The sequence below is a fragment of the Cedecea sp. AS113 genome (assembly GCF_037152415.1).
Lineage (GTDB): Bacteria > Pseudomonadota > Gammaproteobacteria > Enterobacterales > Enterobacteriaceae > Cedecea.
Genome location: NZ_JBBCMI010000005.1, coordinates 206,002 through 224,667, shown reverse-complemented (window position 1 = coordinate 224,667; position 18,666 = coordinate 206,002). Strand labels below are relative to the sequence as shown.

The following is an 18,666-nucleotide window of genomic DNA, read 5'->3' as shown; positions in this document are numbered from 1 at the left end:
CATACCCTTAATAATTGTGCAGCAATACAAACGGCGGGTTCTTTTGCTGCTGATGCCAAAGGCTGGTCACCGCCTCCCCGCCCTGCTCCACAATAAGCTGCCGAAAGGCTTCGCTGGAGATATTTTCCCGCTGTTCACGCATCGCTAAAAGCAGCGGCAGCGTTACCCCGGCGATAACTTCGCAATGCTCATGCTTATGGTTCATCAATGCCGCTGCCCGGTAAGGTTCCGCCCCGGTGAGATCGGTCAGAAAGATAACGCCGTCGCCCGAATCGCAGTGGTGAAGAGCATCGCACATCATCCGGCTGAGCATATTGGTGCTTAACCCATGCCAGAAATTCACCGCACAGCACTGAGGCTGCGGCCCAAAGCGCTGCTCGAGAGCATCCAGTATCTTTTGTGCGTAGTCGTCGTGTCCGGCAATGACCCAGCCAAGCATAAAGTCTCTCCTGTTTATGGAGCGACAGTGTGCCAGAACGCTGAATAAGTAGCCTGATGCGTATCAATTTGGCGTAAAAAAATCCCCCTAAAGAGGGGGATTTAATCAGGAACTATTAGGTCCGGAGCCCGCGACCGCGCTGGATGAGATACCAGCACAACAAGTAAAACACGACGATAAAGATTGCCAACACACCGACGGTGGTCACCAATGGCACATCGGTAATGCCCAGGAAACCAAAACGGAAGCCGCTAATCATGTAGACGATGGGGTTCAGGTGCGAGAGCGCCTGCCAGAACGGAGGCAGCAGGGTCAGGGAGTAAAACACCCCGCCCAGATAGGTCAGCGGCGTCAGCACGAAGGTCGGGATCAGGCTGATATCATCGAACGTTTTGGCAAAGACGGCGTTCAGCAGACCGGCCAGCGAGAACAGAATAGCCGTCAGTACAAGCGTCAACGCCACGAACAGCCATGAATGCACCTGGAACGGGACGAAGAACAGCGACACCGCCGTGACCAGGATCCCCACGCACAGACCGCGCGCGACGCCGCCACCAACATAGCCCGCGATGATCACGTGCGTGGGTACCGGTGCCACCAGCAGCTCTTCGATATTGCGCTGGAACTTCGCGCTGAAGAATGAGGAAGCGACGTTGGCGTAAGCGTTGGTGATCACCGCCATCATGATCAGGCCCGGCACGATGAACTGCATATAGGTGAAGCCGTGCATTTCGCCGATACGCGAGCCAATCAGGTTACCAAAGATAATGAAATACAGGGTCATGGTGATGACCGGCGGAACCAGGGTCTGGATCCAGATACGGGCGAAGCGGTGAACTTCTTTGGTCCAGATGCTTTTCAGCGCCACCCAGTACAGCTGCATCATGCCTGATCCCCTTGTTTACCGTTTACCAGCGTCACGAACAACTCTTCGAGACGGTTAGCTTTGTTACGCATACTCTGTACCTGAATCCCCTGCGCGCTTAGCTGGCTGAACACGCTGTTAATCCCCTGTTCACGCAAAACTTCGACTTCCAGCGTGGACGTGTCCACCAGCCGATACTGGTAACCGTCGAGCTTAGGCAGTGGACTTTTAGGGGCCAGATCCAGGATGAAGGTTTCTGATTTCAGCTTGGAAAGCAGCGATTTCATCGAGGTGTTCTCTACCAATTCACCACGCTGGATAATGCCGATGTTGCGGCACAGCATTTCGGCTTCTTCCAGATAGTGAGTAGTCAGAATAATGGTAGTGCCTTTGTCGTTGAGATCTTTCAGGAAGCCCCACATAGAGCGGCGCAGCTCGATGTCTACGCCGGCAGTAGGCTCGTCCAGAATCAGCAACTTAGGTTCGTGCATTAACGCACGGGCAATCATCAGGCGACGCTTCATCCCTCCCGATAACATCCGCGCACGTTCGTTGCGTTTTTCCCACAGATCGAGCTGTTTTAAATACTTTTCGCTGCGCGCTATCGCTTCGCTGCGCTCAACGCCGTAGTAGCCAGCCTGGTGCACGACGATCTGCTGCACCGTTTCAAACGGGTTGAAGTTGAATTCCTGGGGAACCAGGCCAAGCTGGCGTTTGGCGTTGACCACGTCTTTTTGCAGATCGTAGCCAAACACCCGCACGCTGCCGGAGGTTTTATTCACCAACGAACTGATAATGCCGATAGTGGTGGATTTTCCCGCACCGTTAGGGCCGAGCAGCGCATAGAAATCACCCGCTTCAACGCGAAGATCTATGCCACGTAGCGCCTGGACGCCACCGGGATAGGTTTTCGTTAACTGTTCCAGTTCCAATGCAATTGTCATGGATATTCGCTTACCTTATTCGGTACTTGTTTGAAAATTCGTTGAGTTACCCTATATTACCCCATCGCACTTCTCGGGTGACAGGCGTTAACCTCACATGAAAGACATTGATTCCCTTATCAGCAATAATGAACTTTGGTCAAAAATGCTGGTTGAGGAAGACCCCGGTTTCTTCGAAAGACTTGCCCAGGCACAAAAACCTCGCTTTCTCTGGATTGGCTGCTCCGACAGCCGTGTTCCCGCCGAACGACTTACCGGCCTGGAGCCAGGCGAACTCTTTGTTCACCGTAACGTGGCAAACCTCGTTGTTCATACCGATCTGAATTGCCTTTCCGTTGTGCAGTACGCTGTAGATGTCCTTGAAGTTGAGCACATTATTATCTGCGGTCACTACGGCTGCGGCGGCGTTCAGGCTGCGGTAGAAAATCCGGAGCTGGGCCTAATTAACAACTGGCTGCTGCACATTCGCGACCTGTGGTTCAAGCATAGTTCGCTCTTAGGGGGACTGGCACCAGAACAGCGGATGGACACGCTCTGCGAATTGAACGTCATGGAGCAGGTATACAACATCGGCCATTCCACCATCATGCAGTCAGCCTGGAAACGCGGCCAGAAAGTCACGGTTCACGGCTGGGTCTACGGTATTCACGACGGGCGCCTGCGCGACCTTGAAGTGACGGCCACCAGCCGCGAGTCACTCGAGCAGGGCTACCGCAGCGGCATAGCCAACCTGAAGAATACCCACCATAGCCACCGGAATCGCGCAGCTTCGCAATAATTCCGTGAAATGTGGATAGCAAAAAGGGCCTTTTAAGGCCCTTTTTTGTTTGCTTACGACGATTGATTACTCGTCCAGCATCACCACTTTGCCAACGAACGGCAGGTGGCGATAGCGCTGGGCATAGTCGATGCCGTAGCCAACGACGAATTCGTCTGGGATAGAGAAGCCAACGTATTCAACGTTAACATTCACTTCGCGGCGAGTCGGTTTGTCCAGTAGCGTACAAATGGCCAGAGATTTTGGTTCACGCAGGCTCAGGATCTCGCGCACTTTACTCAGGGTGTTGCCGGAGTCGATGATATCTTCCACGATCAGCACATCTTTCCCACGGATATCTTCGTCCAGATCTTTCAGGATCTTCACGTCGCGAGTGGTGGACATGCCGCTGCCGTAGCTTGAAGCGGTCATAAAATCGACTTCATGGGAAACCTGAACTTCACGGCACAGATCCGCCATAAACATAAATGAACCACGCAGCAGACCCACCAGCACCATGTCACTGCCGCTGTCGCGATAGTGTTCGGTGATTTGACGACCCAGTTCAGCGACACGGGCTTTGATCTCCGCTTCCGGGATCATCACTTCAACAGTATGTTTCATATCTCTAACCATATGATTTAAAAACAAATCATTTAATGCTGGTTCACCTGCAGCCAACACAAAATAGTGAGGCGTGGAGTATACCAGCAAATCGCCTTCACATCCCCACTTCAAAAAAAAGCCATAAATGTGACAACCATCACACTTGTTAATAACTATAATTAAATGCTATCAAAACTTTATGAGTGTGATAATTGTGAAAACAAATAAAACCGGATCGCAACTATTTGTGACCCTCTCGGCCCTCTTTGCTGTACTTTGCGGGCTCTATTTACTCTTTGGCGGGATATGGTTAGTGGCTATAGGCGGGTCGTGGTATTACCCGATCGCCGGCCTGGTGATGCTCGGTGTCGCCTGGCTGCTGTGGAAGAGCAAAGCCTCCGCGCTTTGGCTCTACGCGGCCCTGCTGCTGTGTACGATGGCCTGGGGCGTCTGGGAAGTCGACTTCGACTTCTGGGCGCTGACGCCGCGCTGCGACGTGCTGGTGTTCTTCGGCGTCTGGCTTCTGCTGCCGTTTGTGTATCGCCGCCTGGTGATTCCAGCAAGCGGCGCGGCAGCATCGCTGGTGGTTTCCCTGCTGATTACCGCCGTTGTGCTGGTCTGGGCGGGCTTTAACGACCCGCAAGAGATCAACGGCACGCTGAATCTGGATAATGCCGCAGCTACCGCTGAGTCTTCCATTCCTGATGCCGACTGGCCAGCTTATGGCCGCAATCAGGAAGGGCAGCGTTTCTCTCCGCTCAAGCAGATCACCACGCAGAACGTGGGCCAGTTGAAGGAAGCCTGGCGCTTCCAGACCGGCGACGTGAAGCGTGCTACCGACCCGGGTGAAATCACCAACGAAGTCACCCCGATCAAAATCCGCGATATGCTTTACCTGTGTACCGCCCACCAGCAGCTGTTCGCACTGGATGCCGCCACCGGGAAAGAAAAGTGGAAATTTGACCCTCAGTTAAATACCGACCCTTCGTTCCAGCACGTGACCTGCCGTGGCGTTTCTTACCACGAAGCCACCGCGGATAACGCCCCCGCGGATGTAGTGGCCGACTGTCCTCGCCGCATCCTTCTGCCGGTGAACGATGGCCGCCTGTTCGCGCTCAACGCCGATACCGGCAAGCTGTGTGAGAGCTTTGCGAACAAAGGTATTCTGAACCTGCAGACCAACCAGCCGGTGACTACGCCAGGTATGTACGAGCCGACTTCACCGCCTATCGTGACCGACAAGGTGATTGTGATTGCCGGGGCAGTGACCGACAACTTCTCTACCCGTGAGCCTTCCGGCGTTATCCGTGGTTTTGACGTTAATACCGGTAAACTGCTGTGGGCGTTTGACCCAGGCGCGAAAGATCCAAACGCTATCCCGGATGACGAGCATCATTACACGCTGAACTCGCCGAACTCGTGGGCTCCGGCGGCATATGATGCAAAGCTGGATCTGGTTTACCTGCCGATGGGCGTGACCACGCCGGACATCTGGGGCGGCAACCGCACGCCTGAGCAGGAACGCTACGCCAGCAGCATCGTGGCGCTGAATGCCACCACCGGTAAGCTGGCCTGGTCCTATCAGACCGTCCACCACGACCTGTGGGATATGGACATGCCTGCCCAGCCAACGCTGGCGGATATCACCGACAAAAACGGCAACAAAGTGCCGGTGGTGTACGCTCCGGCTAAAACTGGCAACATTTTTGTTCTGGACCGCCGCGACGGTAAATTAGTGGTACCAGCCCCGGAGCAGCCTGTTCCGCAGGGTGCCGCCAAAGGCGACCATGTTTCCCCTACCCAGCCATTCTCCGAGCTGACCTTCCGTCCGAAGAAAGATCTGAGCGGGGCGGATATGTGGGGCGCGACCATGTTCGATCAGTTGGTCTGCCGCGTGATGTTCCACAGCATGCGCTATGAAGGCATCTTTACCCCGCCTTCCGAAAAGGGGACGCTGGTGTTCCCGGGCAACCTGGGCATGTTCGAGTGGGGCGGGATCTCCGTTGACCCAAATAATCAGGTCGCGATGACCAACCCAATGGCGCTGCCGTTCGTGTCTAAGCTGATTCCACGCGGGCCGGGTAACCCAATGGAACCACCAAAAGATGCGAAAGGCTCAGGCACTGAATCCGGCGTTCAGCCGCAGTACGGCGTGCCGTATGGAGTCACGCTGAACCCGTTCCTGTCGCCGTTCGGCCTGCCGTGTAAACAGCCGGCCTGGGGCTACATCTCTGGCGTTGACCTGAAAACCAACGAAATCGTGTGGAAGAAACGTATTGGTACCGTGGAAGACAGCATGCCGTTCCCAACCGGTATTCCAATGAAATTCCGCATGGGGATGCCAATGCTGGGTGGCCCAATCTCCACCGCCGGTAACGTGATGTTCATTGGTGCTACCGCAGATAACTACCTGCGCGCGTTTGATATGCGTGACGGGAAACAGCTGTGGGAAGCGCGTCTGCCAGCCGGTGGACAGGCTACGCCGATGACGTATGAAGTGAACGGTAAGCAGTATGTGGTGATTTCCGCAGGTGGCCATGGTTCCTTCGGCACGAAGATGGGGGATTATATTGTGGCGTACGCTCTGCCGGACGACGCAAAATAAAACATTGCGGGTGGCTCAGGCCACCCGCTCTTTCTTTTATGCGACAGTAAAACCAAGCATCATTCCGGTATCTTCATGCTCCAGCAGATGGCAGTGCGCCATATAGGCCGCTTCCTTTGGTGCAGCATGATCGAACTTCACCAGCACTTCGCTGCGCGCACCTTCCACCTTCACCGTGTCTTTCCAGCCCTGACGATGCGCCGCCACCGGTTTGCCGTTTTCGGACAGGATACGGAACTGGGTGCCGTGAATATGGAACGGGTGCAGCATCATGTCGCCTTCCCCGGATATCGTCCACTTCTCGTATTTCCCTTTTTGTGCAGCAAACGCCGGGGTTGCCATATCGAAAGCTTTGCCGTTGATTTTGTTGGCATTGTGGAAATCAAAGCCGTGGCTCATACCGCCGTGATTCATCTTCCCCATGCTGCCGTGGTCCATGTTCTTCATGCTGCCATGGCTCATACCGCCCATATCACCGTGGCCGTCCATCGACATGCCTGCCATCGCCTGCATGCCATATTTATCCATCAGCGCCTGCATGCCCATCATGTCGAGCATCGGATCCATCATCAGTTGCAGCCAGCGTTCAGTTGCGCCTTCCAGCGACGGGAGCGCAGGCACGTTGACCAGTTTGTCCGGCAACGTGCCAGAGGCTGCGATAATCAGCGGCTGAATGCGAACCACCGGAGCAGGTTTGTCGAAAGGTGCCACGGTCATGCCCATTTGCTTCACCGGCAGGGTGACAATATCAAAAGGCTTGCCGTCACGGGTATCGACCAGCACCTCGAACCGTTCCCCCATCAGAATTTCCAGCTCCGTGACTTTGACTGGCTCGGCCAGCAGTCCGCCGTCGCTGGCGATGACATAGAGCGGGCGATTGTCGCTGGCAGCAATGTTCAACGAGCGGGCATTACAGCCGTTAAGCAAACGCAGGCGCAGCCAGCCGCGCGGATTGGTGTGCTGGGGATAAACGGCGCCGTTGCATAGCAGCGTGTCGCCAAACCAGCCTACGGCCGCGCTCATGACGTCCAGCTGGTAGTCAATTTCTCCGTCCTTACCGAAACGTTTATCCTGGATAATCAGCGGAATATCATCGATGCCCCACTGCTTCGGCAGCATCAGTTGGGCACTTTCGTTATCTTCAATCAATACGAGGCCACCAAGCCCCATGGCCACCTGATGCCCGGTTTTACCATGCTGATGCGGGTGGAACCAACAGGTCGCCGCACGCTGTTGCGGCGTAAAGGTGACGCTGCGTTTTGCACCGGCGGCGATAACGCCCTGCGGGCCGCCATCGACTTCGCCGCCGACCTCAAGCCCATGCCAGTGCAGCGTGGTTTCTTCTGCCAGGTTATTATGGATATCGACCGTGACCGCTTCCCCTTGCGTTAGCTTTAACGCCGGGCCAAGCAAAGCACCGTTATAGCCCCAGGTCGTGGCAGATTTCCCGGCAAAAACGCTCTTTCCTGCGTTTACGGTGAGGCGAATGCTATTTTTGGCATCCGGGGCAAGCAAAGGTGGGATAGGCAACGCCGGACGATCGGCCGCCAGCGCGGCACGGCTCCAGAGTGGCAGCGCGCTGAAAGCCCCCAGCGCCGCGGTATATTTTAGAAAATTACGGCGATGCATAGTCAGTTCCTTTAGTTGGCATACTTGTCGGCGAGCATAAACCTTTCCCTAACGGTAAGGTCAAGTTTTAAGCTCATAATAAATATCGTCGACGCCCATTTAACTGTGTTAACGTTTCGTATCTGAGAAAAAGTGGTAGACGTGATGAAGATGGGAGTTAGGGCGTTATTACTGGGCATTTTGCTGGCTTTTTCTACCAGCAGCCTGGCGCTGAGTGAGTCTGAAGCAGAAGATATGGCCGATCTGACTGCGGTATTTGTGTTCTTAAAAAATGATTGTGGCTACCAAAACCTCCCTAACGGCCAGATCCGACGCGCGCTGGTCTTTTTTGCCCAACAAAATCAATGGGATCTCAGCAACTACGATAGCTGGAACATGAAAGCATTAGGTGAAGACAGCTACAAAGATTTGAGCGGTATTGCCATCCCCACGGCAACAAAATGCAAATCTCTGGCGCGCGATTCCTTAAGCCTGCTGGCCTACGTTAAATAACGCTTTCCCCGCCTGGCCTGAAATAATGACCGTGAAACCACGGTCATTGGCTCTTAGACCAAACAATGTGGCGGCGGTATCGGCCCCAGCGCGTTAACGCTGCTGCAGGAATTCCCGGTAAGCGTGTACCACCTGCAGGAAGTCCTCTACGCCGCAAAAAGAGAGGCTCTCTTCGTCGTAGTAGCTCATTCCCTCTTCCATCTCATCCCCGGAGATTTCCAGCTGGTTAGCGCGAACGATGACCTCTTCCTCGTCCAGCCACAGCGTATATTCGTGCCCGGCACGCTGCCACTGCCGCTCGCTGCCTTTCACGGAAAGCACGGCCTGCTCGACTTCATCCAGAAGCGCCAGGTTACCCTTCACTTCCTCATTAAACCAGTGGCCGACAACCTCGTGCCCCATTGACATACGCACCTTCACCATACCGGTGATGTCACGCAGAAATTCATAGTCCATCGCTGTTTCCTCTACATCGCGGGGGAAATCCTCACCCACGCCTATAGGCTTAATTATCGCAGCAAAGTCAGGGGAAAACAGCGTGGCGAGTAGAAGGACGAGAAATAAAAAGGAGAAACGCAGAGTGGTCTGGCGCCCTCACCCCGGCCCTCTCCCACAGGGAGAAAGAGCACAGAGTGAGGGTATTTAGCCTTTAAACGGCGGTCTGGAAGATGACGCCGTCCGCTTTCTCGGTGTACTGAGACAGCTGGTCAAAGTTCAGGTAACGGTAAGTGTCTACCGCCGTTTTATCAACCTGAGTCATGAAGGTCTGATATTCGTCAGGAGTTGGCAGTTTACCCAACAGGGAAGCCACGGCCGCCAGCTCAGCAGACGCCAGGAAGACATTTGCGCCGGTTCCCAAACGGTTCGGGAAGTTACGGGTTGAAGTCGACACGACCGTCGCGCCATCTGCCACACGAGCCTGGTTACCCATGCACAGGGAGCAGCCTGGAATTTCGATACGAGCCCCGCTCTTACCGAACACGCTGTAATAGCCTTCTTCCGTCAGCTGAGCCGCGTCCATACGGGTTGGCGGCGCCACCCACAGGCGAGTTGGCAGCTGACCTTTGTGGCTGTCCAGCAGTTTACCCGCCGCACGGAAGTGACCGATGTTGGTCATGCAGGAACCGATAAACACTTCGTCGATCTTCTCCCCGGCCACGTCGGACAGCAGACGAGCATCGTCCGGGTCGTTTGGCGCACAGAGGATTGGCTCTTTGATATCGTTCAGATCGATGTCGATCACTGCCGCATATTCTGCATCAGCGTCGGCTTCCATCAACTGCGGATCTGCCAGCCATTTTTCCATGCCCTGAATACGGCGCTCAAGCGTACGACGGTCACCGTAACCTTCGGCAATCATCCACTTCAGCAGCACGATGTTGGAATTCAGGTACTCTTCGATCGGCTCGCGATCCAGTTTAATGGTGCACCCTGCGGCAGAACGCTCTGCGGAAGCATCGGTCAGCTCAAACGCCTGCTCAACTTTCAGCGTCGGCAGACCTTCGATTTCCAGGATACGGCCAGAGAAGATGTTTTTCTTGCCTTTCTTCTCCACGGTCAGCAGGCCCTGTTTGATCGCGTACAGCGGGATCGCATGTACCAGGTCACGCAGAGTGATGCCAGGCTGCATTTCGCCTTTAAAGCGAACCAGCACGGACTCAGGCATATCCAGCGGCATAACACCGGTCGCCGCGGCAAACGCCACCAGACCAGAACCTGCCGGGAAGGAAATCCCGATTGGGAAACGGGTATGGGAATCACCGCCGGTGCCAACGGTATCCGGCAGCAGCATGCGGTTCAGCCATGAGTGAATAACGCCATCGCCCGGGCGCAGAGACACGCCGCCACGGTTCATGATGAAGTCAGGCAGCGTGTGGTGCGTTGTCACGTCCACCGGCTTAGGATAGGCCGCGGTGTGACAGAAGGACTGCATCACCAGATCCGCAGAGAAACCAAGGCAGGCAAGGTCTTTCAGCTCATCACGGGTCATCGGCCCGGTGGTGTCCTGGGAACCTACGGAAGTCATTTTCGGTTCGCAGTAAGCGCCAGGGCGAATACCTTCCACCCCACAGGCGCGGCCAACCATTTTCTGCGCCAGCGAGTAACCGCGGGTGCTAGCGGCAACGTCTTTCGCCTGAACAAATACGTCGCTATGCGGCAGGCTCAGTGCTTCGCGCGCTTTGGTGGTCAGGCCACGGCCGATGATCAGCGGAATACGGCCGCCGGCGCGAACTTCGTCCAGCAGCACGTCAGTTTTCAGTTCAAAGTTAGCGATCACCGCGTCGGTTTCGTGGTTACGCACTTCACCTTTGTACGGGTAAATGTCGATCACATCGCCCATATTCAGATCGTTAACGTCAACTTCGATCGGCAGTGCGCCAGCATCTTCCATGGTGTTGAAGAAGATGGGGGCGATTTTGCCGCCCAGCACAACGCCGCCGCCGCGCTTGTTCGGCACGTTCGGAATATCGTCACCCATGAACCACAGCACGGAGTTGGTAGCGGATTTACGGGAAGAACCGGTGCCCACAACATCGCCCACGTAGGCCAGAGGGAAACCTTTCTTCTGCAGCGCTTCGATCTGTTTGATAGGGCCAATTACGCCAGCCTGATCCGGCTCAATGCCTTCGCGGGCGTTTTTCAGCATCGCCAGGGCGTGCAGCGGGATGTCCGGGCGGGACCATGCGTCCGGGGCCGGGGACAGGTCATCGGTGTTGGTTTCACCGGTGACTTTAAAGACGGTAACGGTGATTTTCTCGGCCAGTTTAGGGCGAGACAGGAACCACTCGGCTTCGGACCAGGACTTCAGCACTTGCTGAGCGTAGGTGTTGCCCGCTTTGGCTTTCTCTTCTACATCGTAGAAGTTATCAAACATCAGCAGCGTGTGGGACAGCGCTTTGGCGGCAATCGGCGCCAGCTTTTCGTTATCCAGCGCGTCAATCAGCGGATGAATGTTGTAGCCACCCTGCATGGTGCCCAGCAGTTCAACGGCTTTTTCAGGGGAGATCAGCGGGGAAGTGGCATCGCCTTTGGCAATGGCAGCAAGGAAACCGGCTTTCACGTAGGCGGCTTCATCAACGCCCGGCGGTACACGGTTAGTAATCAGATCTAACAGGAATGCTTCTTCACCTGCTGGTGGGGTTTTCAGCAGCTCAACCAGTGCGGCCATTTGGGTGGCATCTAAGGGTTTTGGAACAATCCCTTCTGCGGCACGTTCAGCTACGTGCTTACGGTATTCTTCTAGCACGACGGTTCTCCTCGCTCTCATTGTCATTTGGCGACACCGGATCTCTCTCTTCACGCTCCTGTGAGACAGCAGTTTGTAGGGTAAATGCCCGGTACCGCGTCGGGCAGCATAGCAGGATTTTCAGGGGGTGTTAATCTGTTTACAAAAAAGCAACATTAAAACGTTGCTGAATCGTTAAGGGGGAATAGATTACTTTTTGATATGACCCTCAGACACAAAAAAACCGCCTTTCGGCGGTTCGTTTGCCCTGACAAAGTGGTAGCACACGATGAAAGGAAATGTTTTGTGGCAAGTCCAGTACGAGGACGATAATGCCCTTATCAGTATATGGTTGCAAGGCATATTGCTCATTTTGCGAGCTGACATCTAAAAGAGGATGTAAGCCACTGCAAGCTTAAAATCTCCATATCCGATCCCCCTCTTTTACCCTACATTCGACGATGGCCTGCTTCGCTGGTGTAGCAGCCAGTCATCGGGTTCGGGAGCAGTTTAACCGCTCTACGTGGTAAGTCCTGTACACTTGCCTGATTCTGCCTTTCCCGGTGAAGAAGGAATCGCCGTAGCCCAAAGGGTATACACGCAATGGAAATGCGTTTGCTGTACGCGCTGCTTCTGTTGTTAGGTTCACTGCTTTCGCTGAGCCAGGGTGGCTGGAATATTTCAGACATTACCGTTCAGTTCGTTTTGAACCTGGGCAATTAAGCTACTGGCCGCTCGCAAGGGCGGCCTTTTACGGGCAAAAAAAACGGCCCCAAAGGGCCGCTTTATCAGACGCTGAAAGTTACTTTTTCTTCGCTTTCGCGTTTGGCAGGTCGGTGATGCTGCCTTCGAAGACTTCAGCCGCCAGGCCAACGGATTCGTGCAGCGTCGGGTGAGCGTGGATGGTGAGCGCGATGTCTTCTGCGTCACAACCCATCTCGATAGCCAGACCGATTTCGCCCAGCAGCTCGCCGCCGTTGGTCCCGACAATCGCCCCACCGATAACGCGGTGAGTCTCTTTGTCGAAAATAAGCTTGGTCATACCGTCTGCGCAATCGGAAGCGATAGCACGGCCAGAAGCAGCCCACGGGAAGGTGGCAGTTTCGTAGCTGATGCCTTTCTCTTTCGCTTCTTTCTCAGTCAGACCAACCCATGCAACTTCTGGCTCGGTGTAAGCGATAGATGGGATCACTTTCGGATCGAAGTAGTGCTTCATCCCGGCGATAACTTCTGCGGCAACGTGGCCTTCATGAACACCTTTGTGTGCCAGCATTGGCTGACCGACGATGTCGCCGATAGCAAAGATGTGTGGCACGTTGGTGCGCAGCTGTTTGTCAACGCGGATAAAGCCACGGTCGTCAACTTCAACGCCGGCTTTGCCTGCATCGAGGTTTTTACCGTTAGGCACGCGGCCGATAGCCACCAGAACCGCGTCGTAACGCTGTGGTTCTGCAGGGGCTTTTTTGCCTTCCATGGAAACATAGATGCCGTCTTCTTTCGCTTCAACGGCAGTCACTTTGGTTTCCAGCATCAGGTTGAATTTCTTGCTGATGCGCTTGGTGAAGACTTTAACGATGTCTTTGTCTGCGGCAGGAATAACCTGGTCGAACATTTCAACCACGTCAATGTCTGAACCCAGCGCATGGTATACGGTGCCCATTTCCAGGCCGATGATACCGCCGCCCATTACCAGCAGGCGTTTAGGTACGGATTTCAGCTCCAGCGCATCCGTGGAATCCCACACGCGTGGATCTTCATGAGGAATGAACGGCAGCTCGATCGGACGGGAACCCGCCGCGATGATAGCGTTGTCGAAGTTGATCACGGTTTTACCGTTTTCACCTTCCACTTCCAGGGTGTTAGCCCCGGTGAATTTACCCAGACCGTTTACCACTTTCACTTTACGGCCTTTGGCCATACCCGCCAGGCCGCCGGTCAGCTGAGTGATAACTTTCTCTTTCCAGGTACGAATTTTGTCGATATCGGTTTTCGGCTCACCGAAAACGATGCCGTGTTCGGCCAGTGCTTTTGCTTCTTCGATAACTTTAGCAACGTGCAGCAGCGCTTTAGAAGGGATACAGCCGACGTTCAGACAAACACCACCAAGGGTGCTGTAACGCTCTACGATGACGGTTTCCAGACCTAAATCCGCGGCGCGGAATGCTGCGGAGTAACCTGCCGGGCCTGCCCCAAGTACTACGACCTGAGTTTTGATTTCTGTGCTCATCATGACCTCTTAATTTATACCCGTCGTCCACCGGGTCGTTCTATCCGCCCGCAGTTTACAAAATTGTTAACAATTTTGAAACAACAAACGGCTCACGAATTGTCGCTTTCGCCAATAACCTCACAAACACCATGAGATTACCAGAAAAAAGCCGGCCGATTGGCCGGCTTTTCAATTACATCACCAGGCGGCGAATATCAGACAACATGTTGTTGATGATGGTGATGAAGCGAGCTCCATCAGCGCCGTCGATTACGCGGTGGTCGAAGGAAAGAGACATCGGCATCATCAGACGCGGCGTGAACTCTTTACCGTTCCAGACTGGCTCCATAGCAGACTTGGAGACACCCAGGATAGCCACTTCTGGCGCGTTAACGATCGGCGCGAAGTGAGTAGTCCCGATACCGCCCAAGCTGGAGATGGTGAAGCAGCCGCCCTGCATTTCGCCAGCGGTCAGCTTGCCGTCGCGAGCTTTCTTGGAGATAGCCATCAGTTCGCGAGACAGCTCAGTGATGCTCTTCTTGTTCACGTCTTTGAAGACTGGAACAACCAGACCATTCGGGGTATCAACCGCCACACCGATGTTGATGTATTTTTTCAGCGTCAGCTTCTGGCCATCTTCGGACAGGGAGCTGTTGAAGCGAGGCATCTGCTCCAGCGCGGCCGCAACGGCTTTCATGATGAACACTACAGGAGTGAACTTCACGTCCAGCTTACGCTTAGCGGCTTCGTCGTTCTGCTGCTTACGGAACGCTTCCAGATCGGTAATATCGGTTTTGTCGAAGTGGGTAACGTGCGGGATCATCACCCAGTTACGGCTCAGGTTAGCACCAGAGATTTTCTGGATGCGGCCCATTTCCACTTCTTCGATTTCGCCGAACTTGCTGAAGTCAACTTTCGGCCATGGCAGCATGCCTGGCAGACCACCGCCGGTCGCAGCCGGAGCTGCTTCAGCGCGTTTAACAGCGTCTTTCACGTAAGCCTGAACGTCTTCACGCAGGATACGACCTTTACGGCCGGTGCCTTTCACTTTCGCCAGGTTAACACCGAACTCGCGAGCCAGACGCCGGATCAGCGGAGTCGCATGAACGTACGCGTCGTTTTCAGCGAATTCAGATTTACCTTCTGCTTTAGCAGCAGGTGCAGCGGCTTTGGCTGCCGGGGCTGGTGCCGCAGCGGCTGGAGCTGGTGCAGCAGCAGTTGGAGCCGCAGCAGGTGCAGCGCCTTCTACTTCGAAGACCATGATCAGGGAGCCGGTGGACACTTTGTCGCCGGTGCTGATTTTGATTTCTTTCACGGTACCGGCGAATGGTGCAGGCACTTCCATGGAAGCTTTGTCGCCTTCTACGGTGATCAGTGACTGCTCAGCGGCAACTTTGTCGCCCACTTTCACCATCACTTCAGTGACTTCAACTTCATCACCGCCGATGTCCGGGACGTTAACTTCTTTAGAGCCGGAAGCCGCAGGTGCTGCGGCAGCAGCCGGAGCAGCAGCCTGTGCTGGAGCGGCAGCAGGTGCGGCACCCGCCACTTCGAAGACCATGATCAGAGAGCCGGTAGACACTTTGTCGCCGGTGCTGATTTTGATCTCTTTCACCACGCCCGCGAACGGCGCAGGGACTTCCATAGAAGCTTTGTCGCCTTCTACGGTGATCAGAGACTGTTCAGCGGCAACGGTGTCGCCCACTTTCACCATGATCTCGGTAACTTCTACTTCGTCACCGCCGATGTCTGGCACGTTAACGTCTTTTGCGCTCGCGGCAGCAGGTGCTGCGGCCGGAGCGGCTTCTTTCTTCTCTTCTGCCTTAGCAGGTGCAGCGTCTGCTGCACCTTCGGCGGAATCGAAAATCATGATCAGTTTGCCGGTCTCGGTTTTGTCGCCGACAGAGACTTTGATCTCTTTCACGACGCCAGCCTGTGGAGACGGAACTTCCATAGAGGCTTTATCGCCTTCTACAGTGATCAGCGACTGTTCAGCTTCAACTTTGTCGCCAACTTTGACCAGAATCTCGGTGATTTCAACTTCATCAGCGCCGATGTCTGGTACTTTGATTTCGATAGCCATTGTCTCTTTACCTCTTACGCCAGACGCGGGTTAACTTTTTCTGCATCGATGTTGAATTTAGTAATTGCGTCAGCAACCACTTTCTTATCGATTTCGCCACGTTTAGCCAGTTCGCCCAGGGCTGCTACGACCACGTAAGAAGCATCAACTTCGAAGTGGTGACGCAGGTTTTCGCGGCTGTCAGAACGACCGAAGCCGTCGGTGCCCAGTACGCGATAATCATCAGCAGGTACGTAAGTACGAACCTGCTCAGCGAACAGTTTCATATAGTCAGTAGAAGCAACCGCCGGAGCGTCGTTCATCACCTGAGCGATGTAAGGTACGCGCGGAGTTTCCATTGGGTGCAGCATGTTCCAGCGCTCACAATCCTGGCCATCACGAGCCAGTTCGGTGAAGGAGGTTACGCTGTACACGTCAGAGCCCACGCCGTAGTCGTTCGCCAGGATCTGTGCTGCTTCACGCACGTGACGCAGGATAGAACCGGAGCCCAGCAGCTGAACTTTACCTTTGCTACCTGCAACGGTTTCGAGTTTGTAGATACCTTTACGGATACCTTCCTCGGCGCCTGCTGGCATAGCCGGCATGTGGTAGTTTTCGTTCAGGGTGGTGATGTAGTAATAAATGTTCTCTTGCGCTTCACCGTACATACGGGTCAGACCGTCGTGCATGATGACAGCCACTTCGTACGCGTAAGACGGATCGTAAGAGATACAGTTAGGAATAGTCAGAGACTGAATGTGGCTGTGGCCATCTTCATGCTGCAGACCTTCACCGTTCAGCGTAGTACGACCGGAAGTCCCGCCGACCAGGAAGCCGCGAGCCTGTTGGTCGCCAGCCTGCCAGCACAGGTCACCGATACGCTGGAAACCGAACATCGAGTAGTAGATGTAGAACGGAATCATCGGCAGGTTGTTGGTGCTGTAAGACGTCGCAGCCGCCAGCCAGGATGCGCCAGCACCCAGTTCGTTGATCCCTTCCTGCAGAATCTGGCCTTTCTCGTCTTCTTTGTAGTATGCAACCTGCTCGCGGTCCTGCGGGGTGTACTGCTGGCCGTTCGGGCTGTAGATACCGATCTGACGGAACAGACCTTCCATACCAAAGGTACGCGCTTCATCGGCGATGATTGGAACCAGACGGTCTTTGATAGACGGGTTCTTCAGCATCACGTTCAGGGCACGAACGAAGGCGATGGTGGTGGAGATCTCTTTGTTCTGCTCTTCCAGCAGCTGAGAGAAGTCTTCCAGCGCAGGCAGTTCCAGTTTTTCGGAGAAGTTAGGCTGACGAGCAGGCAGGTAGCCTTTCAGCGCCTGACGACGTTCGTGCAGGTACTTGTGCTCTTCAGTGCCTTCTGGGAAGGTGATGTAAGACAGGTTTTCTACCTGCTCATCGGTCACTGGCACGTTGAAACGGTCGCGGATGTAACGCACGCCGTCCATGTTCATTTTCTTCACCTGGTGAGCGATGTTTTTACCTTCTGCGGTATCGCCCATGCCGTAACCTTTGATGGTGTGGGCCAGGATAACGGTCGCTTTACCTTTGGTTTCCTGCGCTTTTTTCAGTGCAGCGTAGACTTTCTTCGGATCGTGACCACCGCGGTTCAGGGCCCAGATCTGCTCATCAGTCCAGTCTGCAACCAGCGCTGCGGTTTCAGGGTATTTGCCGAAGAAGTGCTCACGAACGTAGGCACCGTCTTTGGATTTGAAGGTCTGGTAGTCACCGTCAACGGTTTCGTTCATCAGTTGGATCAGTTTACCGCTGGTATCTTTACGCAGCAGCTCATCCCAACGACCGCCCCACATCACTTTGATAACGTTCCAGCCAGCACCGCTGAAGATGCCTTCCAGTTCGTTGATGATCTTGCCGTTACCGGTGACCGGACCATCCAGACGCTGCAGGTTACAGTTGATGATGAAGCACAGGTTGTCCAGCTTCTCACGGGTCGCGATGGTGATCGCGCCTTTAGATTCTGGCTCATCCATTTCACCGTCGCCCAGGAAGGCGTAAACGGTTTGCTCAGAGGTGTCTTTCAGGCCACGGTGTTCCAGATATTTCAGGAATTTAGCCTGGTAGATCGCACCGATTGGGCCCAGCCCCATGGAAACGGTCGGGAACTGCCAGAATTCTGGCATCAGTTTAGGGTGCGGATAAGAAGACAGACCTTTACCGTGAACTTCCTGACGGAAATTGTTCATCTGCTCTTCGGTCAGGCGGCCTTCAAGGAAAGCACGTGCATAGATGCCCGGAGAGATGTGGCCCTGGAAGTACACCAGATCGCCGCCGTCTTTCTCGTTGGCTGCACGGAAGAAGTGGTTGAAGCACACTTCGTAAACGGTCGCAGAAGACTGGAAGGATGCCATGTGGCCACCCAGTTCCAGATCTTTCTTGGATGCGCGCAGAACGGTCATGATGGCGTTCCAGCGGATAGCAGAACGGATACGGCGTTCCAGATCCAGATTGCCCGGGTATTCCGGTTCGTCTTCAACGGCAATGGTGTTCACATAGTTGCGAGCACCTGCAGAAGCAGCGACTTTCACACCGCCTTTGCTGGCTTCGGACAGCAGCTGATCGATCAGATACTGTGCACGCTCAACACCTTCTTCACGGATAACCGATTCGATCGCCTGTAGCCAGTCGCGAGTTTCAATCGGATCCACGTCATTTGGGAAACGTTCTGACATGGGGGTATTCCTTATCTGTCTAATACGTTGATTTATCTGGAACCTGTCCCATTGCGCTCTTGCCCGAATGAATTCGGGTAACTGAAGAAAAGAACGCAATAAGACAGGTTCTGTGTTTAGTTGCCGCGCGCTA

General features: G+C 54.5%; 13 protein-coding genes. 3 read left to right on the top strand and 10 right to left on the bottom strand.

Annotation, left to right across the window (positions count from 1 at the left end; genetic code table 11):
* Nucleotides 1-7: 7 nt before the first annotated feature.
* The 3 genes from WFN87_RS08285 to WFN87_RS08275 all read right to left on the bottom strand — a co-directional run bounded on the left by WFN87_RS08285 (nt 8) and on the right by WFN87_RS08275 (nt 2,248).
* Complete coding sequence (locus WFN87_RS08285; protein WP_008461841.1) at nt 8-439, bottom strand: PTS sugar transporter subunit IIA; 432 nt, start codon at nt 437-439, stop codon at nt 8-10.
* 115 nt (nt 440-554) lie between these two features.
* The gene (locus WFN87_RS08280; protein WP_008461840.1) at nt 555-1,325 is read right to left on the bottom strand and encodes an ABC transporter permease; all 771 of its coding nucleotides are present in this window, start codon (nt 1,323-1,325) and stop codon (nt 555-557) included.
* The gene (locus tag WFN87_RS08275) at nt 1,322-2,248 is read right to left on the bottom strand and encodes an ABC transporter ATP-binding protein (RefSeq protein WP_336982860.1); all 927 of its coding nucleotides are present in this window, start codon (nt 2,246-2,248) and stop codon (nt 1,322-1,324) included. The genes WFN87_RS08280 and WFN87_RS08275 overlap by 4 nt, the downstream gene beginning before the upstream one ends.
* A gap of 97 nt (nt 2,249-2,345) precedes the next feature.
* Between WFN87_RS08275 and can the strand changes: the two genes are divergently transcribed.
* Complete coding sequence (can, locus tag WFN87_RS08270) at nt 2,346-3,026, top strand: carbonate dehydratase (protein ID WP_336982857.1); 681 nt, start codon at nt 2,346-2,348, stop codon at nt 3,024-3,026.
* A 66-nt stretch (nt 3,027-3,092) separates the two neighbouring features.
* On the opposite strand, the gene hpt is transcribed toward can, so the two are convergent.
* Nucleotides 3,093-3,629, bottom strand: a complete 537-nt coding sequence (gene hpt / locus WFN87_RS08265) for a hypoxanthine phosphoribosyltransferase (RefSeq protein WP_008461837.1) — start codon at nt 3,627-3,629, stop codon at nt 3,093-3,095.
* 181 nt (nt 3,630-3,810) lie between these two features.
* Here hpt and WFN87_RS08260 point away from each other — a divergent pair, with 181 nt between their 5' ends.
* Nucleotides 3,811-6,216, top strand: a complete 2,406-nt coding sequence (locus tag WFN87_RS08260) for a glucose/quinate/shikimate family membrane-bound PQQ-dependent dehydrogenase (RefSeq protein WP_336982854.1) — start codon at nt 3,811-3,813, stop codon at nt 6,214-6,216.
* 36 nt (nt 6,217-6,252) lie between these two features.
* Here WFN87_RS08260 and cueO read toward each other — a convergent pair whose 3' ends face one another.
* A complete protein-coding gene (gene cueO / locus WFN87_RS08255) occupies nt 6,253-7,845 on the bottom strand; it encodes a multicopper oxidase CueO (RefSeq protein WP_336982852.1) in 1,593 nt (530 codons plus the stop codon).
* 144 nt (nt 7,846-7,989) lie between these two features.
* Between cueO and WFN87_RS08250 the strand changes: the two genes are divergently transcribed.
* Complete coding sequence (locus WFN87_RS08250) at nt 7,990-8,337, top strand: YacC family pilotin-like protein (protein ID WP_008461833.1); 348 nt, start codon at nt 7,990-7,992, stop codon at nt 8,335-8,337.
* 93 nt (nt 8,338-8,430) lie between these two features.
* On the opposite strand, the gene yacL is transcribed toward WFN87_RS08250, so the two are convergent.
* The 5 genes from yacL to aceE all read right to left on the bottom strand — a co-directional run bounded on the left by yacL (nt 8,431) and on the right by aceE (nt 18,533).
* Nucleotides 8,431-8,793, bottom strand: coding sequence for a protein YacL (gene yacL / locus WFN87_RS08245; protein ID WP_008461832.1), 363 nt, complete (start codon nt 8,791-8,793; stop codon nt 8,431-8,433).
* A 193-nt stretch (nt 8,794-8,986) separates the two neighbouring features.
* Nucleotides 8,987-11,584 (bottom strand): bifunctional aconitate hydratase 2/2-methylisocitrate dehydratase, encoded by a 2,598-nt coding sequence (gene acnB / locus WFN87_RS08240; RefSeq protein ID WP_166993565.1) that lies wholly within the window; start codon nt 11,582-11,584, stop codon nt 8,987-8,989.
* Nucleotides 11,585-12,365: 781 nt separating this feature from the next.
* Nucleotides 12,366-13,790 (bottom strand): dihydrolipoyl dehydrogenase, encoded by a 1,425-nt coding sequence (gene lpdA / locus WFN87_RS08235; protein ID WP_008461828.1) that lies wholly within the window; start codon nt 13,788-13,790, stop codon nt 12,366-12,368.
* Nucleotides 13,791-13,965: 175 nt separating this feature from the next.
* Nucleotides 13,966-15,855: a pyruvate dehydrogenase complex dihydrolipoyllysine-residue acetyltransferase gene (gene aceF, locus WFN87_RS08230; protein WP_336707812.1), complete on the bottom strand. Its 1,890-nt coding sequence runs from the start codon at nt 15,853-15,855 to the stop codon at nt 13,966-13,968.
* A 14-nt stretch (nt 15,856-15,869) separates the two neighbouring features.
* A complete protein-coding gene (gene aceE, locus WFN87_RS08225; RefSeq protein ID WP_008461826.1) occupies nt 15,870-18,533 on the bottom strand; it encodes a pyruvate dehydrogenase (acetyl-transferring), homodimeric type in 2,664 nt (887 codons plus the stop codon).
* Nucleotides 18,534-18,666 lie beyond the last annotated feature (133 nt).

Coding starts and splice junctions, on each gene's coding strand:
- WFN87_RS08285 (WP_008461841.1), bottom strand. CDS start 439: ATGCTTGGCTGGGTCATTGCCGGACACGACGACTACGCACAAAAGATA.
- WFN87_RS08280 (WP_008461840.1), bottom strand. CDS start 1,325: ATGATGCAGCTGTACTGGGTGGCGCTGAAAAGCATCTGGACCAAAGAA.
- WFN87_RS08275 (WP_336982860.1), bottom strand. CDS start 2,248: ATGACAATTGCATTGGAACTGGAACAGTTAACGAAAACCTATCCCGGT.
- can (WP_336982857.1), top strand. CDS start 2,346: ATGAAAGACATTGATTCCCTTATCAGCAATAATGAACTTTGGTCAAAA.
- hpt (WP_008461837.1), bottom strand. CDS start 3,629: ATGAAACATACTGTTGAAGTGATGATCCCGGAAGCGGAGATCAAAGCC.
- WFN87_RS08260 (WP_336982854.1), top strand. CDS start 3,811: ATGAGTGTGATAATTGTGAAAACAAATAAAACCGGATCGCAACTATTT.
- cueO (WP_336982852.1), bottom strand. CDS start 7,845: ATGCATCGCCGTAATTTTCTAAAATATACCGCGGCGCTGGGGGCTTTC.
- WFN87_RS08250 (WP_008461833.1), top strand. CDS start 7,990: ATGAAGATGGGAGTTAGGGCGTTATTACTGGGCATTTTGCTGGCTTTT.
- yacL (WP_008461832.1), bottom strand. CDS start 8,793: ATGGACTATGAATTTCTGCGTGACATCACCGGTATGGTGAAGGTGCGT.
- lpdA (WP_008461828.1), bottom strand. CDS start 13,790: ATGAGCACAGAAATCAAAACTCAGGTCGTAGTACTTGGGGCAGGCCCG.
- aceF (WP_336707812.1), bottom strand. CDS start 15,855: ATGGCTATCGAAATCAAAGTACCAGACATCGGCGCTGATGAAGTTGAA.
- aceE (WP_008461826.1), bottom strand. CDS start 18,533: ATGTCAGAACGTTTCCCAAATGACGTGGATCCGATTGAAACTCGCGAC.